At 69.0% G+C, this 16,528-nt stretch carries 19 protein-coding genes; 5 read left to right on the plus strand and 14 right to left on the minus strand.

Translation table 11 applies throughout. From position 1 onward, the window contains the following. The first annotated feature begins 156 nt into the window (after nt 1-156). Genes HY726_22165 through HY726_22180 form a run of 4 tightly spaced genes read left to right on the plus strand, consistent with a single transcriptional unit; the run spans nt 157 to nt 1,326 of the window. A complete protein-coding gene (locus HY726_22165) occupies nt 157-399 on the plus strand; it encodes a plasmid stabilization protein (GenBank protein ID MBI4611702.1) in 243 nt (80 codons plus the stop codon). Beyond that, nucleotides 390-602 carry a hypothetical protein gene (locus HY726_22170; GenBank protein MBI4611703.1) on the plus strand — a complete coding sequence of 71 codons (213 nt, stop codon included), beginning with the start codon at nt 390-392 and terminating at the stop codon, nt 600-602. The genes HY726_22165 and HY726_22170 overlap by 10 nt, the downstream gene beginning before the upstream one ends. A 20-nt stretch (nt 603-622) precedes the next feature. Continuing rightward, nucleotides 623-889, plus strand: coding sequence for a hypothetical protein (locus HY726_22175; protein ID MBI4611704.1), 267 nt, complete (start codon nt 623-625; stop codon nt 887-889). 29 nt (nt 890-918) lie between these two features. Continuing rightward, entirely contained in the window at nt 919-1,326 is a 408-nt protein-coding gene (locus HY726_22180; GenBank protein MBI4611705.1) for a hypothetical protein, read from the plus strand. On the opposite strand, the gene HY726_22185 is transcribed toward HY726_22180, so the two are convergent. The 14 genes from HY726_22185 to HY726_22250 form a co-directional block, all read right to left on the minus strand. Beyond that, nucleotides 1,299-1,868: a DinB family protein gene (locus tag HY726_22185; GenBank protein MBI4611706.1), complete on the minus strand. Its 570-nt coding sequence runs from the start codon at nt 1,866-1,868 to the stop codon at nt 1,299-1,301. The genes HY726_22180 and HY726_22185 overlap by 28 nt on opposite strands. Nucleotides 1,869-1,908: 40 nt before the next feature. Continuing rightward, nucleotides 1,909-2,838, minus strand: a complete 930-nt coding sequence (locus HY726_22190; protein ID MBI4611707.1) for an SUMF1/EgtB/PvdO family nonheme iron enzyme — start codon at nt 2,836-2,838, stop codon at nt 1,909-1,911. A 16-nt stretch (nt 2,839-2,854) separates the two neighbouring features. Continuing rightward, the gene (locus tag HY726_22195) at nt 2,855-4,186 is read right to left on the minus strand and encodes an exo-alpha-sialidase (GenBank protein MBI4611708.1); all 1,332 of its coding nucleotides are present in this window, start codon (nt 4,184-4,186) and stop codon (nt 2,855-2,857) included. Nucleotides 4,187-4,253: 67 nt separating this feature from the next. Then, nucleotides 4,254-5,138, minus strand: coding sequence for an aldo/keto reductase (locus tag HY726_22200; protein ID MBI4611709.1), 885 nt, complete (start codon nt 5,136-5,138; stop codon nt 4,254-4,256). A 665-nt stretch (nt 5,139-5,803) separates the two neighbouring features. After that, entirely contained in the window at nt 5,804-6,238 is a 435-nt protein-coding gene (locus HY726_22205; GenBank protein ID MBI4611710.1) for a hypothetical protein, read from the minus strand. A gap of 361 nt (nt 6,239-6,599) precedes the next feature. Further along, nucleotides 6,600-6,893 (minus strand): toxin, encoded by a 294-nt coding sequence (locus HY726_22210; GenBank protein ID MBI4611711.1) that lies wholly within the window; start codon nt 6,891-6,893, stop codon nt 6,600-6,602. A gap of 71 nt (nt 6,894-6,964) precedes the next feature. Then, nucleotides 6,965-7,339 carry a hypothetical protein gene (locus HY726_22215; GenBank protein ID MBI4611712.1) on the minus strand — a complete coding sequence of 125 codons (375 nt, stop codon included), beginning with the start codon at nt 7,337-7,339 and terminating at the stop codon, nt 6,965-6,967. A 7-nt stretch (nt 7,340-7,346) separates the two neighbouring features. Beyond that, nucleotides 7,347-8,399, minus strand: coding sequence for a cobalamin-independent methionine synthase II family protein (locus tag HY726_22220; GenBank protein MBI4611713.1), 1,053 nt, complete (start codon nt 8,397-8,399; stop codon nt 7,347-7,349). Between the two features lie 69 nt (nt 8,400-8,468). Then, entirely contained in the window at nt 8,469-9,995 is a 1,527-nt protein-coding gene (locus HY726_22225) for an Rne/Rng family ribonuclease (protein ID MBI4611714.1), read from the minus strand. Between the two features lie 157 nt (nt 9,996-10,152). Continuing rightward, on the minus strand, nt 10,153-11,244 hold the full coding sequence (rodA, locus tag HY726_22230) for a rod shape-determining protein RodA (GenBank protein MBI4611715.1): 1,092 nt from the start codon (nt 11,242-11,244) through the stop codon (nt 10,153-10,155). After that, entirely contained in the window at nt 11,244-13,025 is a 1,782-nt protein-coding gene (gene mrdA / locus HY726_22235; protein ID MBI4611716.1) for a penicillin-binding protein 2, read from the minus strand. The genes rodA and mrdA overlap by 1 nt, the downstream gene beginning before the upstream one ends. A gap of 2 nt (nt 13,026-13,027) precedes the next feature. After that, a complete protein-coding gene (gene mreD / locus HY726_22240; protein MBI4611717.1) occupies nt 13,028-13,510 on the minus strand; it encodes a rod shape-determining protein MreD in 483 nt (160 codons plus the stop codon). Between the two features lie 3 nt (nt 13,511-13,513). Continuing rightward, complete coding sequence (gene mreC, locus HY726_22245; GenBank protein ID MBI4611718.1) at nt 13,514-14,350, minus strand: rod shape-determining protein MreC; 837 nt, start codon at nt 14,348-14,350, stop codon at nt 13,514-13,516. A 138-nt stretch (nt 14,351-14,488) separates the two neighbouring features. After that, entirely contained in the window at nt 14,489-15,520 is a 1,032-nt protein-coding gene (locus HY726_22250; protein ID MBI4611719.1) for a rod shape-determining protein, read from the minus strand. Between the two features lie 583 nt (nt 15,521-16,103). On the opposite strand from HY726_22250, the gene HY726_22255 reads away from it, so the two are divergent. Continuing rightward, a partial coding sequence (locus HY726_22255; protein ID MBI4611720.1) for a hypothetical protein occupies nt 16,104-16,528 on the plus strand: 425 nt, incomplete at its 3' end.

The raw sequence follows: 16,528 nt of genomic DNA on the forward strand, positions 1-16,528 counted from the left end.
AGCCTCGACGCCTACCGGGCGGCCGAGGCGCGGGAACGGCCGGCCCCGTACCGGGCGGCCAGGGGGCGACCGCGGTCGCAAACTCGACCCGGCTCACCGAGGCGTCAGGGATCAGGCCGAGAGCGTCGGTAAGCGTCGGCAGATTGGACGTAAGGCGTGGCTACGCTGAGCATCAAGAACGTTCCGGATTCCCTGTGCCGCAAGCTGCGGGCTCGCGCCAAGCGCGAGCATCGGTCTGTCGCCCAGGAGGTCATCCACATCCTGCGCCGCGCCATCGAGGAGCAGGAACGCGTCTCCATCCTCGAGCTGCGTGGTCTCGGCAAGAAGCTGTGGGCGGGGATAAACCCGCCTGAATACATAGAGCACGAGCGGCGCTCCTGGGAGCGACCGTGGGCCTGATCGAGGACCTCGCTCCCGGGCCGGTTGGCCTCGACACCCCGGTCTTCATCTACTACATCGAAGAACATCCGCGATTCATTCCCCTTCTTGACCCGCTGTTCGAGGCGATAGACGCTGGGCAGATCGAAGGGGTGACATCCGGGGTCAGCCTTAAAGAGACTCTCGTGGTCCCCTATCGAGCGCATCGTCGTCAATCGCTGTGAAACATGCTAATCTCATGCGTATGAAGACTATCACGGTTCGCGACGTGCGCCAGCGCTGGCCCCAGGCGGAAGCCCTGCTACAGGTGGAGAATGAGCTCCTCGTTACCCGCGACGGCAAGCCCGTGGCGAAGCTCGTCCGGATCGCGCCGGAAAGGCGTCGGCGCAGGCGGTTCGATCTTGCGGAGCACAGGGCCTGGCAGACACGCGTCTTCGGCAAGCGGAAGGTCCTCCGGTGGGTGGATCGAGCGCTTGCCCAAGCCCGGGCTGACCGAACGCCGATCGGCTAGCGCCCCTGGTCTACATCGATACCAGCTCATTGCTGAAGATCCTTCTGCCGGAGCCGGAGAGCGGGGCTGTCCAGGCGGCAGTGGCCGGCGAGGAGCTCGTCGTGCTTTCTACCCTGGCGGAGTTGGAGGCCGAAGTCCAGCTGCGTGCCGCCTGGCTCGGTGGTGCCGTGACCAGGACCCAGTATCGCCGGCTCACCGCACGGCTGCGCAACCTGGGACAGCGCGAGCCATTCGAGGTTCGCCAGTTGCCGGGTCGTGTCTTCTCGACTGCGCTCCGTCAGCACCGTGAGCGGGAGCGGCCCCACGCGCGGACCCTGGACCGACTCCATCTGGCCGCGATGGAAGAACTCGGGGTGCACCGGCTTATGACCCACGACGTAGCCCAGGCCGGGGCCGCGAGAGCCGCCCGCTACGCCGTTGTGACGCCAGGGCGCTGACTCCGGGCCGTCCGGGGCCGCGCCCGTTTCCCCCTGGCTTTGAGCAGGCCGCGGATGTACGAGGCCTCGCCGGCGTGCTGATGCGCGTCCGCCAGGACGCTGACGATTCGAACGCCGACGGTCGGCAGCGGCTGCTGCCAGGGCTCTTCTAGCTCGCGGTCGAGATCGGAAGGGGTCAGGGACGCCAGATACTGCTTGGTCCGCTCGACGACCGCCCGCAAGTAATCGAGCTGGACCCTGGCGCTGGGAGACCTGAAGGCCCTCACCTGCTCCGGAGTGTCTCCGTATCCGGTGTCGTCCGGGTCGGCAGGGCGCTTGAACTTCGTATGCCAGCCGTTCTTGATCCAGAGTTGCTCGGCCCCCATGAGGTCAGCGATCTGGCTGTCCTGGACGCGCGTCAGGTGCCAGACCGTCCAGCCGAGGCTGTTGCACTCGCGGTGCGGCTGCCGGTCGAGGTCGGCCATGCGCAGACCGGCCAGCACCTCCTCGATGAGGTCAGGCAATCGGTCATAGCCATCGACGATCAGTTCCCGCCATTCCACGGTCTTCTCCCGAATCCCTCTAAGCCCGACCGGCGAACGGTCATCTCGCGCAGCGGAAGCCGATGTGGCGGTGGCCGACGGCGACCGCGCGGGAGAATCCGGCGCGGAACGCGGCGCGGAGCTTCTCCGGTGTGGAGTCGAAGACGTGGTCGCCGCCCCGGGTCACGCGCTCGCCCCGGGCATCGGGATCCTCCCGTCCGTCGTCGGGGCGGTACGGGTAGGGCCGGTAGAGCGTGCTCGTCCACTCGGCGACGTTGCCCGCGAGGTCATGGACGCCCTCCGGCGTCGCCCCCGCCGGGCGGCTGCCGACCGGCTCCGTCTCGTTCGAGCGCCGCGCGAAGACTGCCCGCTCCGGAGTCGGCGGCGCATTGCCCCACGGATAGACTCGGCCGTCCCGGCCGCGGGCTGCGGCCTCCCACTCCGCCTCGGTGGGCAGCCGCGCTCCCCGCCAGGCACAGAACGCCCGAGCCCCGTACCACGTCACCTCGTTGACCGGGTGCTGCTCGAAACCTGGCTGGACGACGAGGCGGCCATCTCGGATGCCGATCCTCGACTCCGCGTCGTTCAGGGCGACCAGCGTCCGACGGTCGTGAGCCCGCGTGTCCTCCATCAGGAGCACCGCGTCGGCGCCCCGGATGACCCGCGCATCGGCGGTGCCGGGGGCCGCGCTGCCGACGAGCCGGATGTCCCGGGACGGGTCGGCGAGCACGGCCGCCAGGAACCTGGCGAACTCGGCGTTGGTCGCCTCATAGCGGTCGATCCAGAACGGCTCGAGCGCCATCCGGTGGGCCGGCCGCTCATCCGGAAGGCCGTCGGCGGTCCCGATCGTGTACAAGCCGCCCGGAATGCGCACCATCTGATCGCTCCCGCCTCCCGTGGCGCTCTGTCCGAGCGCCACGTTCGGCAGCGATCCGGCCGCGCCGGCGAGGAGGACGAGCAGAAGAACCGACCCGAGATGTCCGCGGCCCATCACCCTCCCCTTGCGTTTAGCGCCCGGCGGCCTGCCCGCGGAAGAGCCGGACGCGGCTCTTCTCGTTCGGCTTGAAGGTGCTGTTGACGACGGCGATCGCCCCCGCTCCGTTGACGGCGAGCTTTCGCATGAACAGGCCCTGCTGGCTGCCGTTGAAGCCGAGCGCCGGATCGACGCTGCCCGGGATGACCATCGGCGGCGCGAACGTCCGGCCGGCGTCGCGGGAAGAGGTGAACCCGAGTCCCTGCGAATAGGTCCCTCGGCTGGGGAAGAGCTCCCAGAGGACGTACAGGTTGTCTCGGCCATCCACGCTCAGCGCCGGAAAATTGACGCTCGCGAACTTCTCCGTGTGCAGGCTCGAAAGCTCCTTCGGCGCCGCGAAGGTGCGCCCCCGATCGAGCGACCGGGTGTAACGGATGCGATAGCGCTCGAAGGGACCGGCCGGACTTTCCGCGTACACGACATGAACGGTTCCCTTGCCGTCCGTCGCGATCTTCGGCGCGTCGGAATGCCCGTCGCTTTCGACGACCCGCGGCTGGCCGAACGACCGGGCCCGGTCGGTCGACCTGGCGACGCGGATGCTCGCGGCCCTGTCTTCCCCGACGGTCCAGGCGAGATAGACATCGCCCGGGGCGTCGACGGCCAGGGAGGGCCCGCGCGCGGGCTTCGCGTCGCCCCAGCCGGCAACCCGCAACGGGCGGGAGAAGCGGCCGCCCCGATCGGTGGAACGGCTGACCCACAGGGTCCCTTCGTACTCCGTCCAGGCGGCGTAGAGATGGCCTTCGGGGCCGATGGCGAGGTCCAGGCTCCCGTTGTGCCAGTAGCGCCGGGTGAGGCGCCCTTTGCCGGACCCGGCGATGTCGTTCGAGAGGTTGAGCGGATTGCTGAAGGTCTTTCCGCCATCGGTCGACCGCGCGAAAAAGATGTCCCCGCCGTGCGAGCCCCCGGAAAAGACGATCTCCTGCCAGAGGAGATACACCTCGATCGGGTCGGTGGAGGTGATGAGCATTCGGGGAAGCCAGGAGAAGACCCGCGGGCTCCTGGAGATGTTGACCGGTTCCTCAAGCCGCTGTCGCCGGTCAGGCGCGTACACCTGGACAAAGATATCCTTCCGGGACTGATCGGCCCAGGCGACGGCGACGAAGCCCTGCTCGTTGATGGCCACGGTGGGGTCGTCGACGTAGTCATACTCCGACTCGTTCATGCGCCAGGGCCCCCGGTATCCGCCGCCCGCGGCGACTTCGATCTTCTCGCCCCATATCACGCCCGGCGGGTCCGCTTGCCCGAGCGCGAACACCGCGGTCGGAACGACCGCCAGCAGCGCGCAAAACCCGAGGTGTATCTTCACTTCAGGTACTCCCCGATCATCGCCAACGGCCAGGGAATGCCCTCCGCCGCGAGCACGCGCACCCGAGTCAGCGGGCGACGAGGGCGGCCATCCGCTCCCGCGTGGCGGCGTCCGGCGTCGCCCCCTGGCCCGCCCGCATGTTGTCCGCCAGGTGCGCGGGCTGGCGCGTGGCGGGGATCACGCAGGTGACGGCCGGGTGGGCGAGGATCCATTTCAGGAAGAACTGAGCCCAGCTCTCGCAGTCGAAGTCGGCAGCCCAGGGCGGCAGCGGCTGCCCGCGCACGCGCCCGAACAGGCCGCCCTCGGCGAAAGGGCGGTTGACCAGCACCGCGATGCCGCGGTCGTGGGCCAGGGGCAGGAGGCGGCGCTCGGCCTCCCGCTCGCCGAGCGAGTAGTTGAGCTGCACGAAGTCGAGCGGCTCGCTCCGCATCACCCGCTCCAGCTCGCCGTAGGCGCCGGCCGTGTAGTGGGTGACGCCGAGGTAGCGGATGCGGCCGGCCTGCTTCCACTCCCGCAGGGTGCGGAGATGGATCTGCCAGTCCACCAGGTTGTGGACCTGCATCAGGTCGAGGCGCCGGGTCCGGAGGCGCTGGAGCGAGCGCTCCATCTGGGCCACGCCGGCCTCGCGCCCGGTCGTCCAGACCTTGGTGGCGAGGAAGAGCGAGGGGTGGAGTCCGAGGTCCGTCGCTAGGTCGCCCACGACCGCCTCGGCCGCCCCGTACATCGGCGACGAGTCGACGACGCGGCCGCCCAGCGCGGCGAAACGTCGCAGGACCTCCCGGAGCGGCTCGCGCTCGGCGGGCGCGGCGTCGACGTCGAAGGTGCGCCAGGTCCCGAGGCCGACGGCGGGGATGGTCTCGCCGGTGGAGGGAACGGGACGCTGGAGCAACGCGGCCGCCGCCCGGGCGCGCGCCCCCCGGCTTCCCGCGAGGCCAGCCGCCGCCGCGGCCATCAAGCGCAGCCACGCCCGCCGCGAGAGCGGCTGGCCGACCAGGTCACCCCTGTCGCTCACTCTGGACGGATCCCCGGCTTGAGTCGCGATACACGCCACGTGACGAGCGCGTGCGAGCCAGCGGGCATCTTCCCTCGATTTTGTGGACACTGCCTGTTCCGCGGTCTTCGTGCTTCACGATCTACTGTGACCCGCCCCGAGGCCTCGATCCTCAAGGAATCCAGCTACCGCGCCGGCTCAGCGGCACCCGCTCCCAGGCGTCTGCTGTAGCCGGAAGTTAGCGTGAGGGCCGTCACCCTTCGAGCCGCCAGCGCGTCAGGTCACACGCGCCGTGAAGGAACGCCAGAATATGGGTGGTTCCATTGCCCCGTGCAGCTTCGCTGAGGAACTCTCGTCCGCCGCCCCAAGGTCCTCGCTCCAGTCCTGCGTCATTTCGTAAACCGGTCGTGTGCTCGCTCGGGCTCGCGCAGAGTCAGTCGATGTCAAGATCGAACTTGCCTCTCGTCGTTTTCAACACAAGGAGGGTTACGTCCGCTGCCCCAGATTGGAATGCGCCCGATAACTGTCCTGCCATTGTGAAACTTCGGCCCACCGCCTCGCTCGTCCACCTCAAATTTGTGCCAGCCCAACAGGAGCTGGACGTTCTTGGACAGCTCATCCAGACGTCATCGTCGGCGTCTCTTGGTGGCCGTCTGCGGCGGCCGCCACCTCCGCGCCCCCAGCGAGTTCAGCACAAGCCGGCCGCGCCGGTCGACACGGCACCGGGCGATCTCCACGCCGCCACCGAGCATCCGCCTGATGGCGAGGGCGGCGGCCCGCCTCTTGAAGAGCGTAGCGTGGACGGGCTCGTTCATGCCATACGTGTCCTGGGACGCGTTGTAGTAGAGAGCAAATCTTGGGCCGAAGGCGCTGACGAGCAAATACCGCGTCCTGTCGTGCAGGTCCTTCACGCGCCGGTCCAGCTCCCGCATCTGGGCCAGGGTGAGTGGTGGCTCATCCTCGGCGGCCCTGTCGACGGCACGAGTTCCCGCGCTGCGCTCGACCCGCGGGGCGTAGGGATTGCGTCGCACCCGCCGCGAGAAACCGTATTCCTTCCGCATCGAGGCCGCTCCGCTCGAGATGCTGCTCTGCGCCGTCCAACGCTGGCGCTAAACGGCGCGCGCGGTTCTTGCGCGCGTCCGTGTTGAGCGCGTGGTTAGACGTGAGCGTGTCTCGCGCAGTCGTCCCGATACGTACTTGTGCAGGACGCTTGCGATCAGGGTTTGGTAAGGCACCCCCTCTTCGTACGCTCGCGCTTGAATGTCCATCAGGTCAGCGGTGGAAAGACGGATATTCACTCGCCGATTCTTGATGAAGGTTGCGCGTGCTGCGCCGCGGAGTGCGCGAAGCTGCGCCTTCGTCGGGCGCGCAGCGACCAATGTGCCTCTCTCATACGCCCTAAGAATGCCCCGCTCGTAGCGATCAAGCGTCTTCATCAGGCTCCCTCCTCCCAAGGTAATCTCGGGTCGCTTTCCGGCTTGGAATAATGGTCTTCAAGAAGTAGTGAGTGCTCTCCTCGACCGAAGGGACAAGGTATATGTAGTTACGGTAGGCCACGACGAGCACGACCTGCCCCGGATACCGCCTCTGGTTCGGGTGAACGAGAACGTCCCTGAGCCCGTCTTCCTCAATTGCAAGAACGATCTCTTCGAAAGAGATCCCGCGCTGTGACTTCAAGCTGTCGTTCTTGTCCGGGTTCCACCGGAACGGCTTCACGTCAACATTCTAGCGTGGACGTGTGCCTTTTGTCATCAGGCGCAACCCGATCGGTCACGGCTAACCATTAGTTAGGAGAGCTCGGGGAAGAGGGAGGGCTGGAGGTCGTCGGACGGGAGGCGCTTTCTTCGCGGCCGCGGCGGCGCCGGCGCGGCCTTGCCGGCCCTGCCCTTCGCGCCTCCGCGACGCGCCGCCCGCTTCGGCTTCACCCATCCCTTCTGCCGCGCGATCTTCTCGCCCTGCTTGATGACCAGCAGGTCGGCGAGCCGGGCCAGGGGGTTGGCGAGGAGCCGGAGGTACTTCTCCCAGTGGCGGGGCGAGTAGGCCAGGGTCCGCATCTGGTCCAGGGCCAGGACGAGCGCGGCGCGGTCGCCCTTGCGGGCCGCGAGGCGGAGCTGCTCGAGAACCCTGGCGGGGCTCACGCGAGAGGGCGGAAGCTTCGCCACGGCCCTCTCACTTGGCCCCCAGCTCCTGGCGGACGATCCGCGCCCCCTCCACCATCGCGCGGAGCTTGGCGACGCCGACCCAGCGCGGCGTCTCCCAGAGGCCGCAGTCGGGCACGACCCAGAGGCGTTCGGGCGCGATGTACTTGAGCGCGAGCCGCAGGCGCTCGGCGACCTCCTCGGGAGTCTCCACCCTGAAGGCCTTGACGTCGATGACGCCGGCCGCGACCTCCTTCTCCGAGGGGAACTCGCCCCAGCATTCGATCTCGGCCATCTCGCGGTTGGCGTACTCGAAGACGAACTGATCCACCCGGGCCGCCAGGATCCCGGGGAAGAGGGGGCGGTAGCGCCGCGGCGCGGCGAAGGCCTTGTTGTGGGCGTTACCGAAGCAGACGTGGAGCGCGAGCTTGGCCCTCACGCCGCCCACCGCCGCGTTCAGCGCCTCCACCATCGGCGCCGGGCCGGCCTTGACGATCCGGTGCTTCCCCGCCCCCATCACGTAGTTGGGCTCGTCCACCTGGAGGAACTCGGCGCCGGCGGCGACGAGGCCCGTGAGCTCGCGGTTCACGATGGCGACGAGGTCGGCGACCAGGTTCTCTTCGCTTTTGTAGGGTCCACCCCGCCGGAGAGGCATCAGGAGGGTCAGCGGACCGGGGACGGCGATCTTCAGCGGGCGCGGCGCGTGAGAGCGGGCGAAGGCGAATTCGTCGACGATCCCCAGGCCTTCGGGCGCGTCGATCCTGTCGACGACCTCGTAGGGGCAGTGGCTGTCATAGCTCGGAACGCCCAGCCGGCGCGGGACCGGGAGGGGCTTGATCCCCGTGAGCCGCTCGTAGAAGCCGCGGATGAAGGTGACCCGTCGCATTTCGCCGTCGGAGATCACGTCGAGGCCCGCCTCCACCTGGTCGCTGATGGCGATGCGAACCGCATCGTCGTAGGCTTCTCGAATATCGGTGGGTCCGAGGCGGTCGGCCTGGAGCGCCTCCCGGACCAGGAAGAGCCAGGACGGCAGGCTGTGGCTCCCCACCACGCTCGTCGGGAGCAACGGGAGATCGGCCAGCATGGGAATTCCTCCCTCGCGGTGGAACGCCTGGGCGCCGGCAGCCGCTGCCGGGTCGCGCCCCGGAAGGCTTCAGAGGGGCGGCTGCCCCCCTCTGACTGTGATCTCGTACTCGTCGCGGTGGAGTGAGGAGACGGCCTGGAGCGAGAGCTTCCGCTGGAGCGATGCCTCGAGCTGCTCCATCGCGTCGCGCTCCTCGGCCTCGAGGTACTGGGCCAGTTCCGGATGGACGCGGATCAGCACCTCCTGCCCCACCAGCTCGGCCGCGGCAGCCTGGACCTTCCTGAAGATCTCGGCCGCCAGCGCCTGGTCGGACTTCACCATCCCGCTCCCCTTGCAGGCGGGACACGGCGCGCAGAAGAGGGACTGGAGGTCCTGGCGGACGCGCTTCCGGGTCATCTCCACGAGCCCCAGCTCGGAGATCTCGAGGACGTTGGTGCGGGCCTTGTCCTCCGCGAGCGCCTTCCTGAGCGCCCGGTACACCTGCTGGCGGTGCTCCTCCCGCTCCATGTCGATGAAGTCGATGATGATGATCCCGCCCAGGTCGCGGAGCCTGATCTGGCGGACGATCTCGCCCACCGCCTCCAGGTTAATCTTCAAGATCGTCTGCTCGAAGTCGCGCTTGCCGACGTACTTGCCCGTGTTCACGTCGATCGACACCAGGGCCTCGGTCTGGTCGATGACGATGTAGCCGCCGGACCTGAGCCAGACGCGCCGGCGGAGCGCCTTCTCGATCTCCTTCTCGATCCCGGTGGCCTCGAAGACCGGCGCCGCGCCCTCGTAGAGCTTGACGCGGGACACCAGCGCGGGAACCAGCGAGGAGGTGTACTCGAGGCACTTCTCGTAGGCCACGCGGGTGTCCACCAGGAACTCGTCGACCTCGGGCGAGAAGAGGTCGCGGATGGTGCGGAAGATGAGATCCATCTCTTCGTGCAGGACCGACGGCGCGGCGGCGTGGGCGTAGCGGCCCTGGACCTGCTCCCACAGCCGGATCAGGAACTGGACGTCGGAGGCGAACTCCTCCTCCCCCTTGCCCTCACCCACCGTGCGCACGATGAACCCGCCGGCCGGAGGCCGGAACCCGCGCACGAGCTGGCGGAGCCGGTCGCGCTCGCGGTCGTCCCTGATCCTGCGGGAGACGCCGATGTGGTGGGCCTGCGGCATGTAGACGAGATACCGCCCGGGGAGCGAGATGAACGAGGTGACGCGGGCGCCCTTGGTCCCGAGCGACTCCTTGGAGACCTGAACCAGGACCTCCTGGCCTTTCCGGAGCAGGTCTTCGATCGGGACCGGAGCCTCCCGCCGCTCCACCTCCTCGACCTCGATCTCCTCTTCCTCGGTCTCGGCGAGCATCAGCCGCTCGTAGTCGCCCAGGTTCGCGGTGTAGTCGCCCGCGTAGAGGAAGGCGTCCTTGCTGAGGGCGATGTCCACGAACGCGGCCTGCATCCCGGGGAGGACGTTGGTCACGATCCCCTTGTAGACGTTCCCCACGATGGAGCGCTGGCGGCTGCGCTCCACGTAGAGGCCGGTCAGGAGGTTCCCCTCCTGGATCGCGATCCGGGTCTCGCTGACCCCGGCGTTGACGACGACTCGCTTCATACCTCGGAGGGGGGCTCCGCCCCCCTTCCGACACCTCCCCCCGAGAGTTGCGCCGGCCGGGTACCCACGGCGCAGCCGTGGGTGGGCGCTCGAAAGGCTCTGAGCCGGTTCGACGAAGACATCGCGAGCTTTGACACAGCGTACCTCATCCCCACCCTCAGGCGAACTGGCGCATACGGACCGAAAGCAGGAGCCCGATCGCTGACAGCGCCACCACCATCGCCGATCCCCCGTAGCTCATCAGCGGGAGCGGGATCCCCACGACGGGGATCAGGCCGACGACCATCCCCAGGTTCATGAGCGTCTGGGCCGCGAGGAGCGCGGTCACGCCGAGGGCGAGGAGCCGGCCCGGCGCGTCGCGCGCGGTAGCCGCGATCTCGAGGCCGCGGAAGAGGAGGCACGCGTAGCAGACGATCAGGACGAAGCAGCCGACGAAGCCCCACGTCTCGGCGAACACGGCGAAGATGAAGTCGGTGTGGCGCTCGGGGAGGAACGCGAGGCGGCTCTGCGTCGCGCCGGCGATTCCTTTGCCCAGGAGCTGGCCCGAGCCGATGGCGATCTTCGACTGGATGATGTTGTACGCGGTCCCGAGCGGGTCGCGCACCGGGTCGAGATAGACCAGGATCCGGTCCCGCTGGTAGTCCTTCAGGACGAGCCAGCCCACTGGCACCCACGCCAGACCGGCGAGCGTCAGCGCGCCGAGCTCGCGGAGCCTGACGCCGGCGCCGGCCAGGAGCGCCAGGAGGACCGGGACCAGGACCACGGCGCTCCCGAGGTCGGGCTGCTTGATGATCAGGAACGTCGGCACGGCCAGGAGCCCGAGGGCGGGCCAGATCATCCCCCGCGCAGGCGGCTGGGCCCAGCGGGAGGCGAGGACCCAGACGAGCGCGAGGATGAAGACCAGCTTGAAGACCTCGGCGGGCTGGAGCGAGACCGGCCCCAGCGGCAGCCACCGGCGCGCTCCCGATACCGTGCGACCCAGAGCGAGGACCGTGACGAGGAGCCCGATGCCGAGGACGTAGAACCCCGGCGCGACGCGCACGAGGCTCCGGTAGTCCCAGCTCGCCACGACCGTGAGGGCGATCAGACCCACCCCGACCCAGGCGAGCTGGCGCCAGACGATCCCGCTGCCGCCGCGCCCGGGCGGGAGGTTCGCGAGCGTCATGAGCCCCACGGCGACCACCAGGAGCGCCGAGGCCAGCAGGAGCCAGTCCACGTTCTGCACGAGCCGGCGGTCGATCCTGAGCATCAGCTGCTCGCTCCCGCCATCGCGACCTTCTCCATGAAGATCCCCTGGAAGATCTTGCGGGCGATCGGCGCCGCCACCCGCCCGCCCATGCCGCCCCGCTCCACGACGAGCGCGACGACGACCTGCGGGTCGCCCGCTGGCGCGTAGGCGGCGAACCAGGCATGATCGGGGCCGCGCCCGGTCTCGCTCCTGGCCGTGGTCTGGGCCGTCCCGGTCTTCCCCGCGATCTCGACGCCGGGAAGCCGCGCCGCGGCGCCGGTGCCGCCTTCGTTCACGACGCCCCAGAGCGCGAAGCGCAGGAACTCCCAGACGACCGGCGCGAGCTCGACGTAGCCGTTCATCTCGTTCGCCTCGGTGTGGAGGAGCCGGCCGTCGGCGCGCTCGACCCGCTGGACCACGCGCGGCTTCCAGAGGATCCCGCCGTTCGCCACCGCCGCCATCATGCGCGCCACCTGGAGCGGGGTCACCAGGAGCTGGCCCTGGCCGATGGAGAGGTTCACCAGGTCGCCCGACTGAGCGGCGCGGCTTCGACGGCCGCGCCTCAGGTCGAGGAACGGGACCATGCCCGGTTTCTCCCCGGGGAGCACGATCCCCGTCAGCCCTCCCAGGCCGAAGGCCCGCGCATAGCGGGTGATCGCCTCCATCCCCACTTTGAGGCCTGCGTGGTAGAAGAAGATGTTGCACGACTGGACGAGCCCCCGGTGGAGGTCCACCCAGCCGTGACCGCCTTCCTTCCAGTCCTTGAAGACGCGGTCCCCCAGGTGGAACTCGCCGTTGCAGTAGACGCGATCCATGGGCGTGAGGCTCCCCTCCTGGAGCCCCGCCGCTGTCACGACCACCTTGAAGAGCGAGCCCGGAGCGTACTGGCCCTGGAAGGCGCGGTTCAGGAGGGGCGCCTGAGGATCCCGCACGAGGCGGAGCCAGGCTTCCCGCCCGAGAGGGCCCGTGAACTGATCGAGGTCGAAGGCCGGGCCCGAGGTCATCGCGAGGATGTCGCCGGTCCGCGGATCCATCACGACCGCCGCGCCCGCGCGGTCGCCCATCGCCCGCTCGAGGACCTCCTGGATCCTGCGATCCACCGTCGTGACCACGTGGGCTCCCGGCACCGGCTCCTGGCGCCTGAGCACTTGCACGGGACGGCCGAGGGCATCCACCTCGATCCGCTCGCCGCCGTCGCGACCCCTGAGGTATTCGTCCAGGAGCCGCTCGAGCCCGCTCTGCCCCGCCATGTCCCCGCGCCGGTAGCGGCCCTGGCGGAGCTGCTCGTCGCTCACCTCGCGGACGTAACCCAGAAGATGCGCGGCGAAGCGGCTCGTGGGGTAGGCGCGTTGCGGCTCGACCTCGACGACGACGCCCGGAAGCTCGAGCCGCCACTCCTCCACGCGCGTGACCTCCTCGAGCGTGAGGCCGCGGCGCACGCGCACCGGCATGAACGAGTCCGGCGGGACGCGCTCGACGGCCTCGGCGAGCTCCGAGTAGGGGATCCTGAGGAGCGCGGCCAGGCGCGCGAGGACGGTCTGGCGGTTCTCCATCTCGCTGGCGATCAGCGAGAGCGTGAAGGCGGGACGGTTATCGACGAGGGGAATCCCGTTCCGGTCCAGGAGGATCCCGCGCGGGGCCGCGGCGGGGCGGAGGCGGATCCGGTTCTTCTCGGAGAGCTCGCGGAAGTAGCCGCCCTCGAGGACCTGGAGGTACCAGAGCTGGCCGAGCAGGACGACGAACCCGGCCGCGGTCGCCGCCGTCATGACGATCAGCCGGCGGCGCCAGGCATCCCGCCCCACGGTCAGAGGCTCCGGCGGGCCCGGGCCCAGTCGAGGGCCAGCGTCACGGCCGACCCGATGAAGCCGTTGTAGAGCGCCTGGGGGAGGATGACGTAGAGCATCATCTCCGCGAACTCGGCGGGGAAGTGAAAGAGCTGGAGGAGCGCGAAGCGAAGGATGCCCTCGGCCAGCGTGAGCAGGACGAGGCCGGCGACCTGGACGACGGGGTTCTCGACCGAGAACCAGCCGCGGAGGAGGCCGACGCCGAAACCCGCGAGCGCCTTGGTCAGCGCCTGAGCGCCCACGAAGGTCCCGCTCGCCACGTCCTGGATCAGGCCCGTCGCAAAGCCCGAGAGGCAGCCCACCTCCGGCCCCTTACGGAGGCCGAGAAAGGCCGTGAGGATCAGCGGGATGTCGGGCGTCACGGGGCCGACCTGGAGCACCGGGGCGAGGCTGGACTGAGCGATCCCGCCGCCGAAGATCATGAGGGCGAGCGTCAGCCGCATACGCTATCTCGAGGCGAAGTGGGCGCCCAGATCCGCCGCCGACTGGCTCACGAGGAGGAGAACCTCTTCGACGCGGGAGAAGTCCACGACCGGCGCGAGCCCCGCGTAGCCGAACAGGCCCGAGACGCGGTCCTCCACTGCACTCACCCGTCCGACGGGGAGCCCTCGCGGGAACAGCCCGCCGACGCCCGAGGTCACGATTAGGTCTCCCACCTGGACGCCCGCGCTCGCGCGCGCGAGAAACTTGAAGCGGACCCCGCCTCCGGGCGCTCCCTCCACCAAGCCCTGGGCGCGCGTCCGCTGGACGACGGCGCCCACGCTCGAGGCGGGATCATTCAGGAGCTGGATGACGGCCGCGTTCGCCCGAACCGTCACGACGCGCCCGACGAGGCCCCCGGGCACGATCACCGCCGTCAGGCGTCCGACGCCGTCATTCCGGCCGCGGTTCACCGTGAGAGAGCGGACCCAGCCACCCCACTCCTTCCCGATGACCTCACCGGAGAGGGTCTCGAGGGGAAGCCGCTCCTTGAGGGCGAGGAGACGGCGCAGGCGGGAATTCTCCTCGCGGATCTCCGCCGCCTGGAGCGACTCGACGCGCAGGCGCTCCGCCTCGGTATGGAGCGCGCGATTCTCCGCCCTCAGCTCCTGCCAACTCCGGTAGGTGGACCAGAGCCCGAGGGCTGAGCGGTGAGCTTTGGTGACGAGGACCTGAGCCGGGATCGTAAACCAGGAAACGAACTCGCCCGGGCCCCACGCCGCCTGGCCCGGGATCTGGAGCGTGAGGAGCAGAAGGGAAACGACCAGCACCGAGACCAAGAGCACGTACTTGCGATACGGCACTGGCTGCCCTCTCTCGTGGCGAGCGCCCCGCTCACGCGGGCCCGCGCTGCTAGTAAGCGCGTTCGAGCGCCGGCTCCGCCGGCGCAACCCACCCTGGGGGGAGGTCCGGAAGGGGGGCGTAGCCCCCCTCCGGGTTCCCTAGGCGGGGATCGCCACCTTCCTCAGGAGGCCCAGTTCGTCGAGAACCTTGCTGGTCCCCAGGACCACGCAGGAGAGGGGGTCATCGCCCACGGTCACCGGGAGGTTGGTCTCCTGGCGCAGGAGCGTGTCCAGGCCCTTGAGCAGGGCCCCGCCTCCCGTGAGCACGATCCCCTTGTCCACGATGTCCGCGGCCAGCTCGGGGGGCGTCCGCTCGAGACAGGTGCGGATCGCCTCCACGATGGTCAGGACGGGCTCCCGGAGCGCCTCGCGTACCTCCTCGTCGGTGATCACGATGGTCTTGGGGATCCCGTCGATCAGGTCGCGACCCTTCACCTCCATGGTCAGGCGCTCGCCGGTCGTGGGGAAGGCCGACCCGACCTTGATCTTGATCTCCTCCGCACGCCGCTCGCCCACCAGGAGGTTGTAGTGCTTCTTGATGTACTGGACGATGGACTCGTCCATCTCATCGCCGGCGATCCTGACCGACTTGCAGTAGACGATTCCCGAGAGGGAGATCACCGCCACCTCGGTGGTCCCGCCCCCGATGTCCACGATCATGTTACCGGCCGGATCCTGGATCGGAAGCCCCGCGCCGATGGCCGCGGCCATCGGCTCCTCGATCAGGTGAACCTCGCGCGCCCCGGCCTGCATGGCCGAGTCGCGCACGGCCCGCTTTTCCACCTGGGTGATGCCGGAGGGAACGCCGATGACGATCCGCGGGCGCACCAGCGCGCGACGGCGGTGCACCTTGGCGATGAAGTAGTGGAGCATCTTCTCGGTGACGTCGAAGTCGGCGATCACGCCGTCCTTGAGCGGGCGGATCGCCAGGATGTTCCCGGGAGTGCGGCCCAGCATTGCCTTCGCCTCGTGGCCAACCGCCAGGACGGAGGTGTCGGCCTGGTGAATGGCGACGATCGAAGGCTCGTTGAGGACGATGCCCTCGCCGCGCACATAGACCAGTGTGTTGGCTGTGCCGAGATCGATGGCGAGGTCGTTGGAGAAGATACCGGCCAAGGCGTTGAAGAGCATGCTTTCCCCCTGCGGGTGTGGATTGCCTCAAATCTAGCACGAGCCATGCCACCCCTCAATAGAAACCATTGGTTTCAAGGGATTACGCCCCGCCGGGAGAGCTTGGGCCCGGCGGGACCAGCGGCGGAGCCCGAACGGGTCTCGAGAAAAAACTAACTTTTTTAACCGGTTATCAGGCATTGGAGGTCGCGCGAGTGCGACTTCAAGCTCCCCCCGGCGTCGGTCAGCCTCAGGATTCGTCAGCCCACCATTTGAACGACCTCAGCCGGCGACTTCCTCCGGTGACGCAATGGCACCTTTGATGGCACTGGCAGCGGCCACAGCGGGGTTGGCCAGGACAATCGGAGGGGGCCTCGACGGCCCCCTCCGAAACCTCCCCCAGGAATGGCAGTTCGAGCCGAGGGGCTCCCGACGAGCCGCAGGCGAGGAGAGCCACGAGGCGAGGCCCGAGTCAATTGCGCGGGCGAAGCCCGCGCTCGAAGGGCATTGCTCCGACACGCTCCTACGGAGACGCGGGCCGTCGGGTCTCCCATCCGCCCGACGAAGTTGCGGTTGGACGCGCGCCCCAGGAGGGGTCGACGCGTTGACAGCCCGACGCTTTCAGCGTACGTTCACGCGCGGGAAGATGCACGCCGACGAGCTCGAGCTCTGGTTCGACAAGGGCGTCAGCGACGGGCTCCCCGTCGTCCCGCCGACCCGCGATCGGGTGGAGCGGATGCTCAGCGCCACCCGGCTCGACCGCCACGAGCTGATCGGTCAGGTCGCGCCGAACTACGGCCGCGCGACGGTCGAGAAGATCGCTGTGAACGCCGTCATGGCCGGCTGCAGGTCCGAGTACTTGCCCGTGGTGATCGCGGCGGTCGAGGCAGCCTGCGACCCCGTCTTCAACCTCCACGGCCACTCGGGCACCACCAACGCCGCCTCGCCCCTGATCATCGTGAACGGCTCCGCCCGGCGCGTCCTGGGCGTCAACTGCGCGGCGGGCGTGTTCGGCCCCGGCCACCGGGC

This window comes from Candidatus Rokuibacteriota bacterium (genome assembly GCA_016209385.1).
In the GTDB taxonomy this organism is placed as follows: domain Bacteria; phylum Methylomirabilota; class Methylomirabilia; order Rokubacteriales; family CSP1-6; genus JACQWB01.

What these genes read in the sequence shown, in the direction of transcription:
- HY726_22175 (MBI4611704.1), top strand. Translation starts at nt 623, where the DNA reads ATGAAGACTATCACGGTTCGCGACGTGCGCCAGCGCTGGCCCCAGGCG.
- HY726_22190 (MBI4611707.1), bottom strand. Translation starts at nt 2,838, where the DNA reads ATGGGCCGCGGACATCTCGGGTCGGTTCTTCTGCTCGTCCTCCTCGCC.
- HY726_22200 (MBI4611709.1), bottom strand. Translation starts at nt 5,138, where the DNA reads ATGGCCGCGGCGGCGGCTGGCCTCGCGGGAAGCCGGGGGGCGCGCGCC.
- HY726_22205 (MBI4611710.1), bottom strand. Translation starts at nt 6,238, where the DNA reads ATGCGGAAGGAATACGGTTTCTCGCGGCGGGTGCGACGCAATCCCTAC.
- HY726_22220 (MBI4611713.1), bottom strand. Translation starts at nt 8,399, where the DNA reads ATGCTGGCCGATCTCCCGTTGCTCCCGACGAGCGTGGTGGGGAGCCAC.
- HY726_22225 (MBI4611714.1), bottom strand. Translation starts at nt 9,995, where the DNA reads ATGAAGCGAGTCGTCGTCAACGCCGGGGTCAGCGAGACCCGGATCGCG.
- rodA (MBI4611715.1), bottom strand. Translation starts at nt 11,244, where the DNA reads ATGCTCAGGATCGACCGCCGGCTCGTGCAGAACGTGGACTGGCTCCTG.
- mreD (MBI4611717.1), bottom strand. Translation starts at nt 13,510, where the DNA reads ATGCGGCTGACGCTCGCCCTCATGATCTTCGGCGGCGGGATCGCTCAG.
- HY726_22250 (MBI4611719.1), bottom strand. Translation starts at nt 15,520, where the DNA reads ATGCTCTTCAACGCCTTGGCCGGTATCTTCTCCAACGACCTCGCCATC.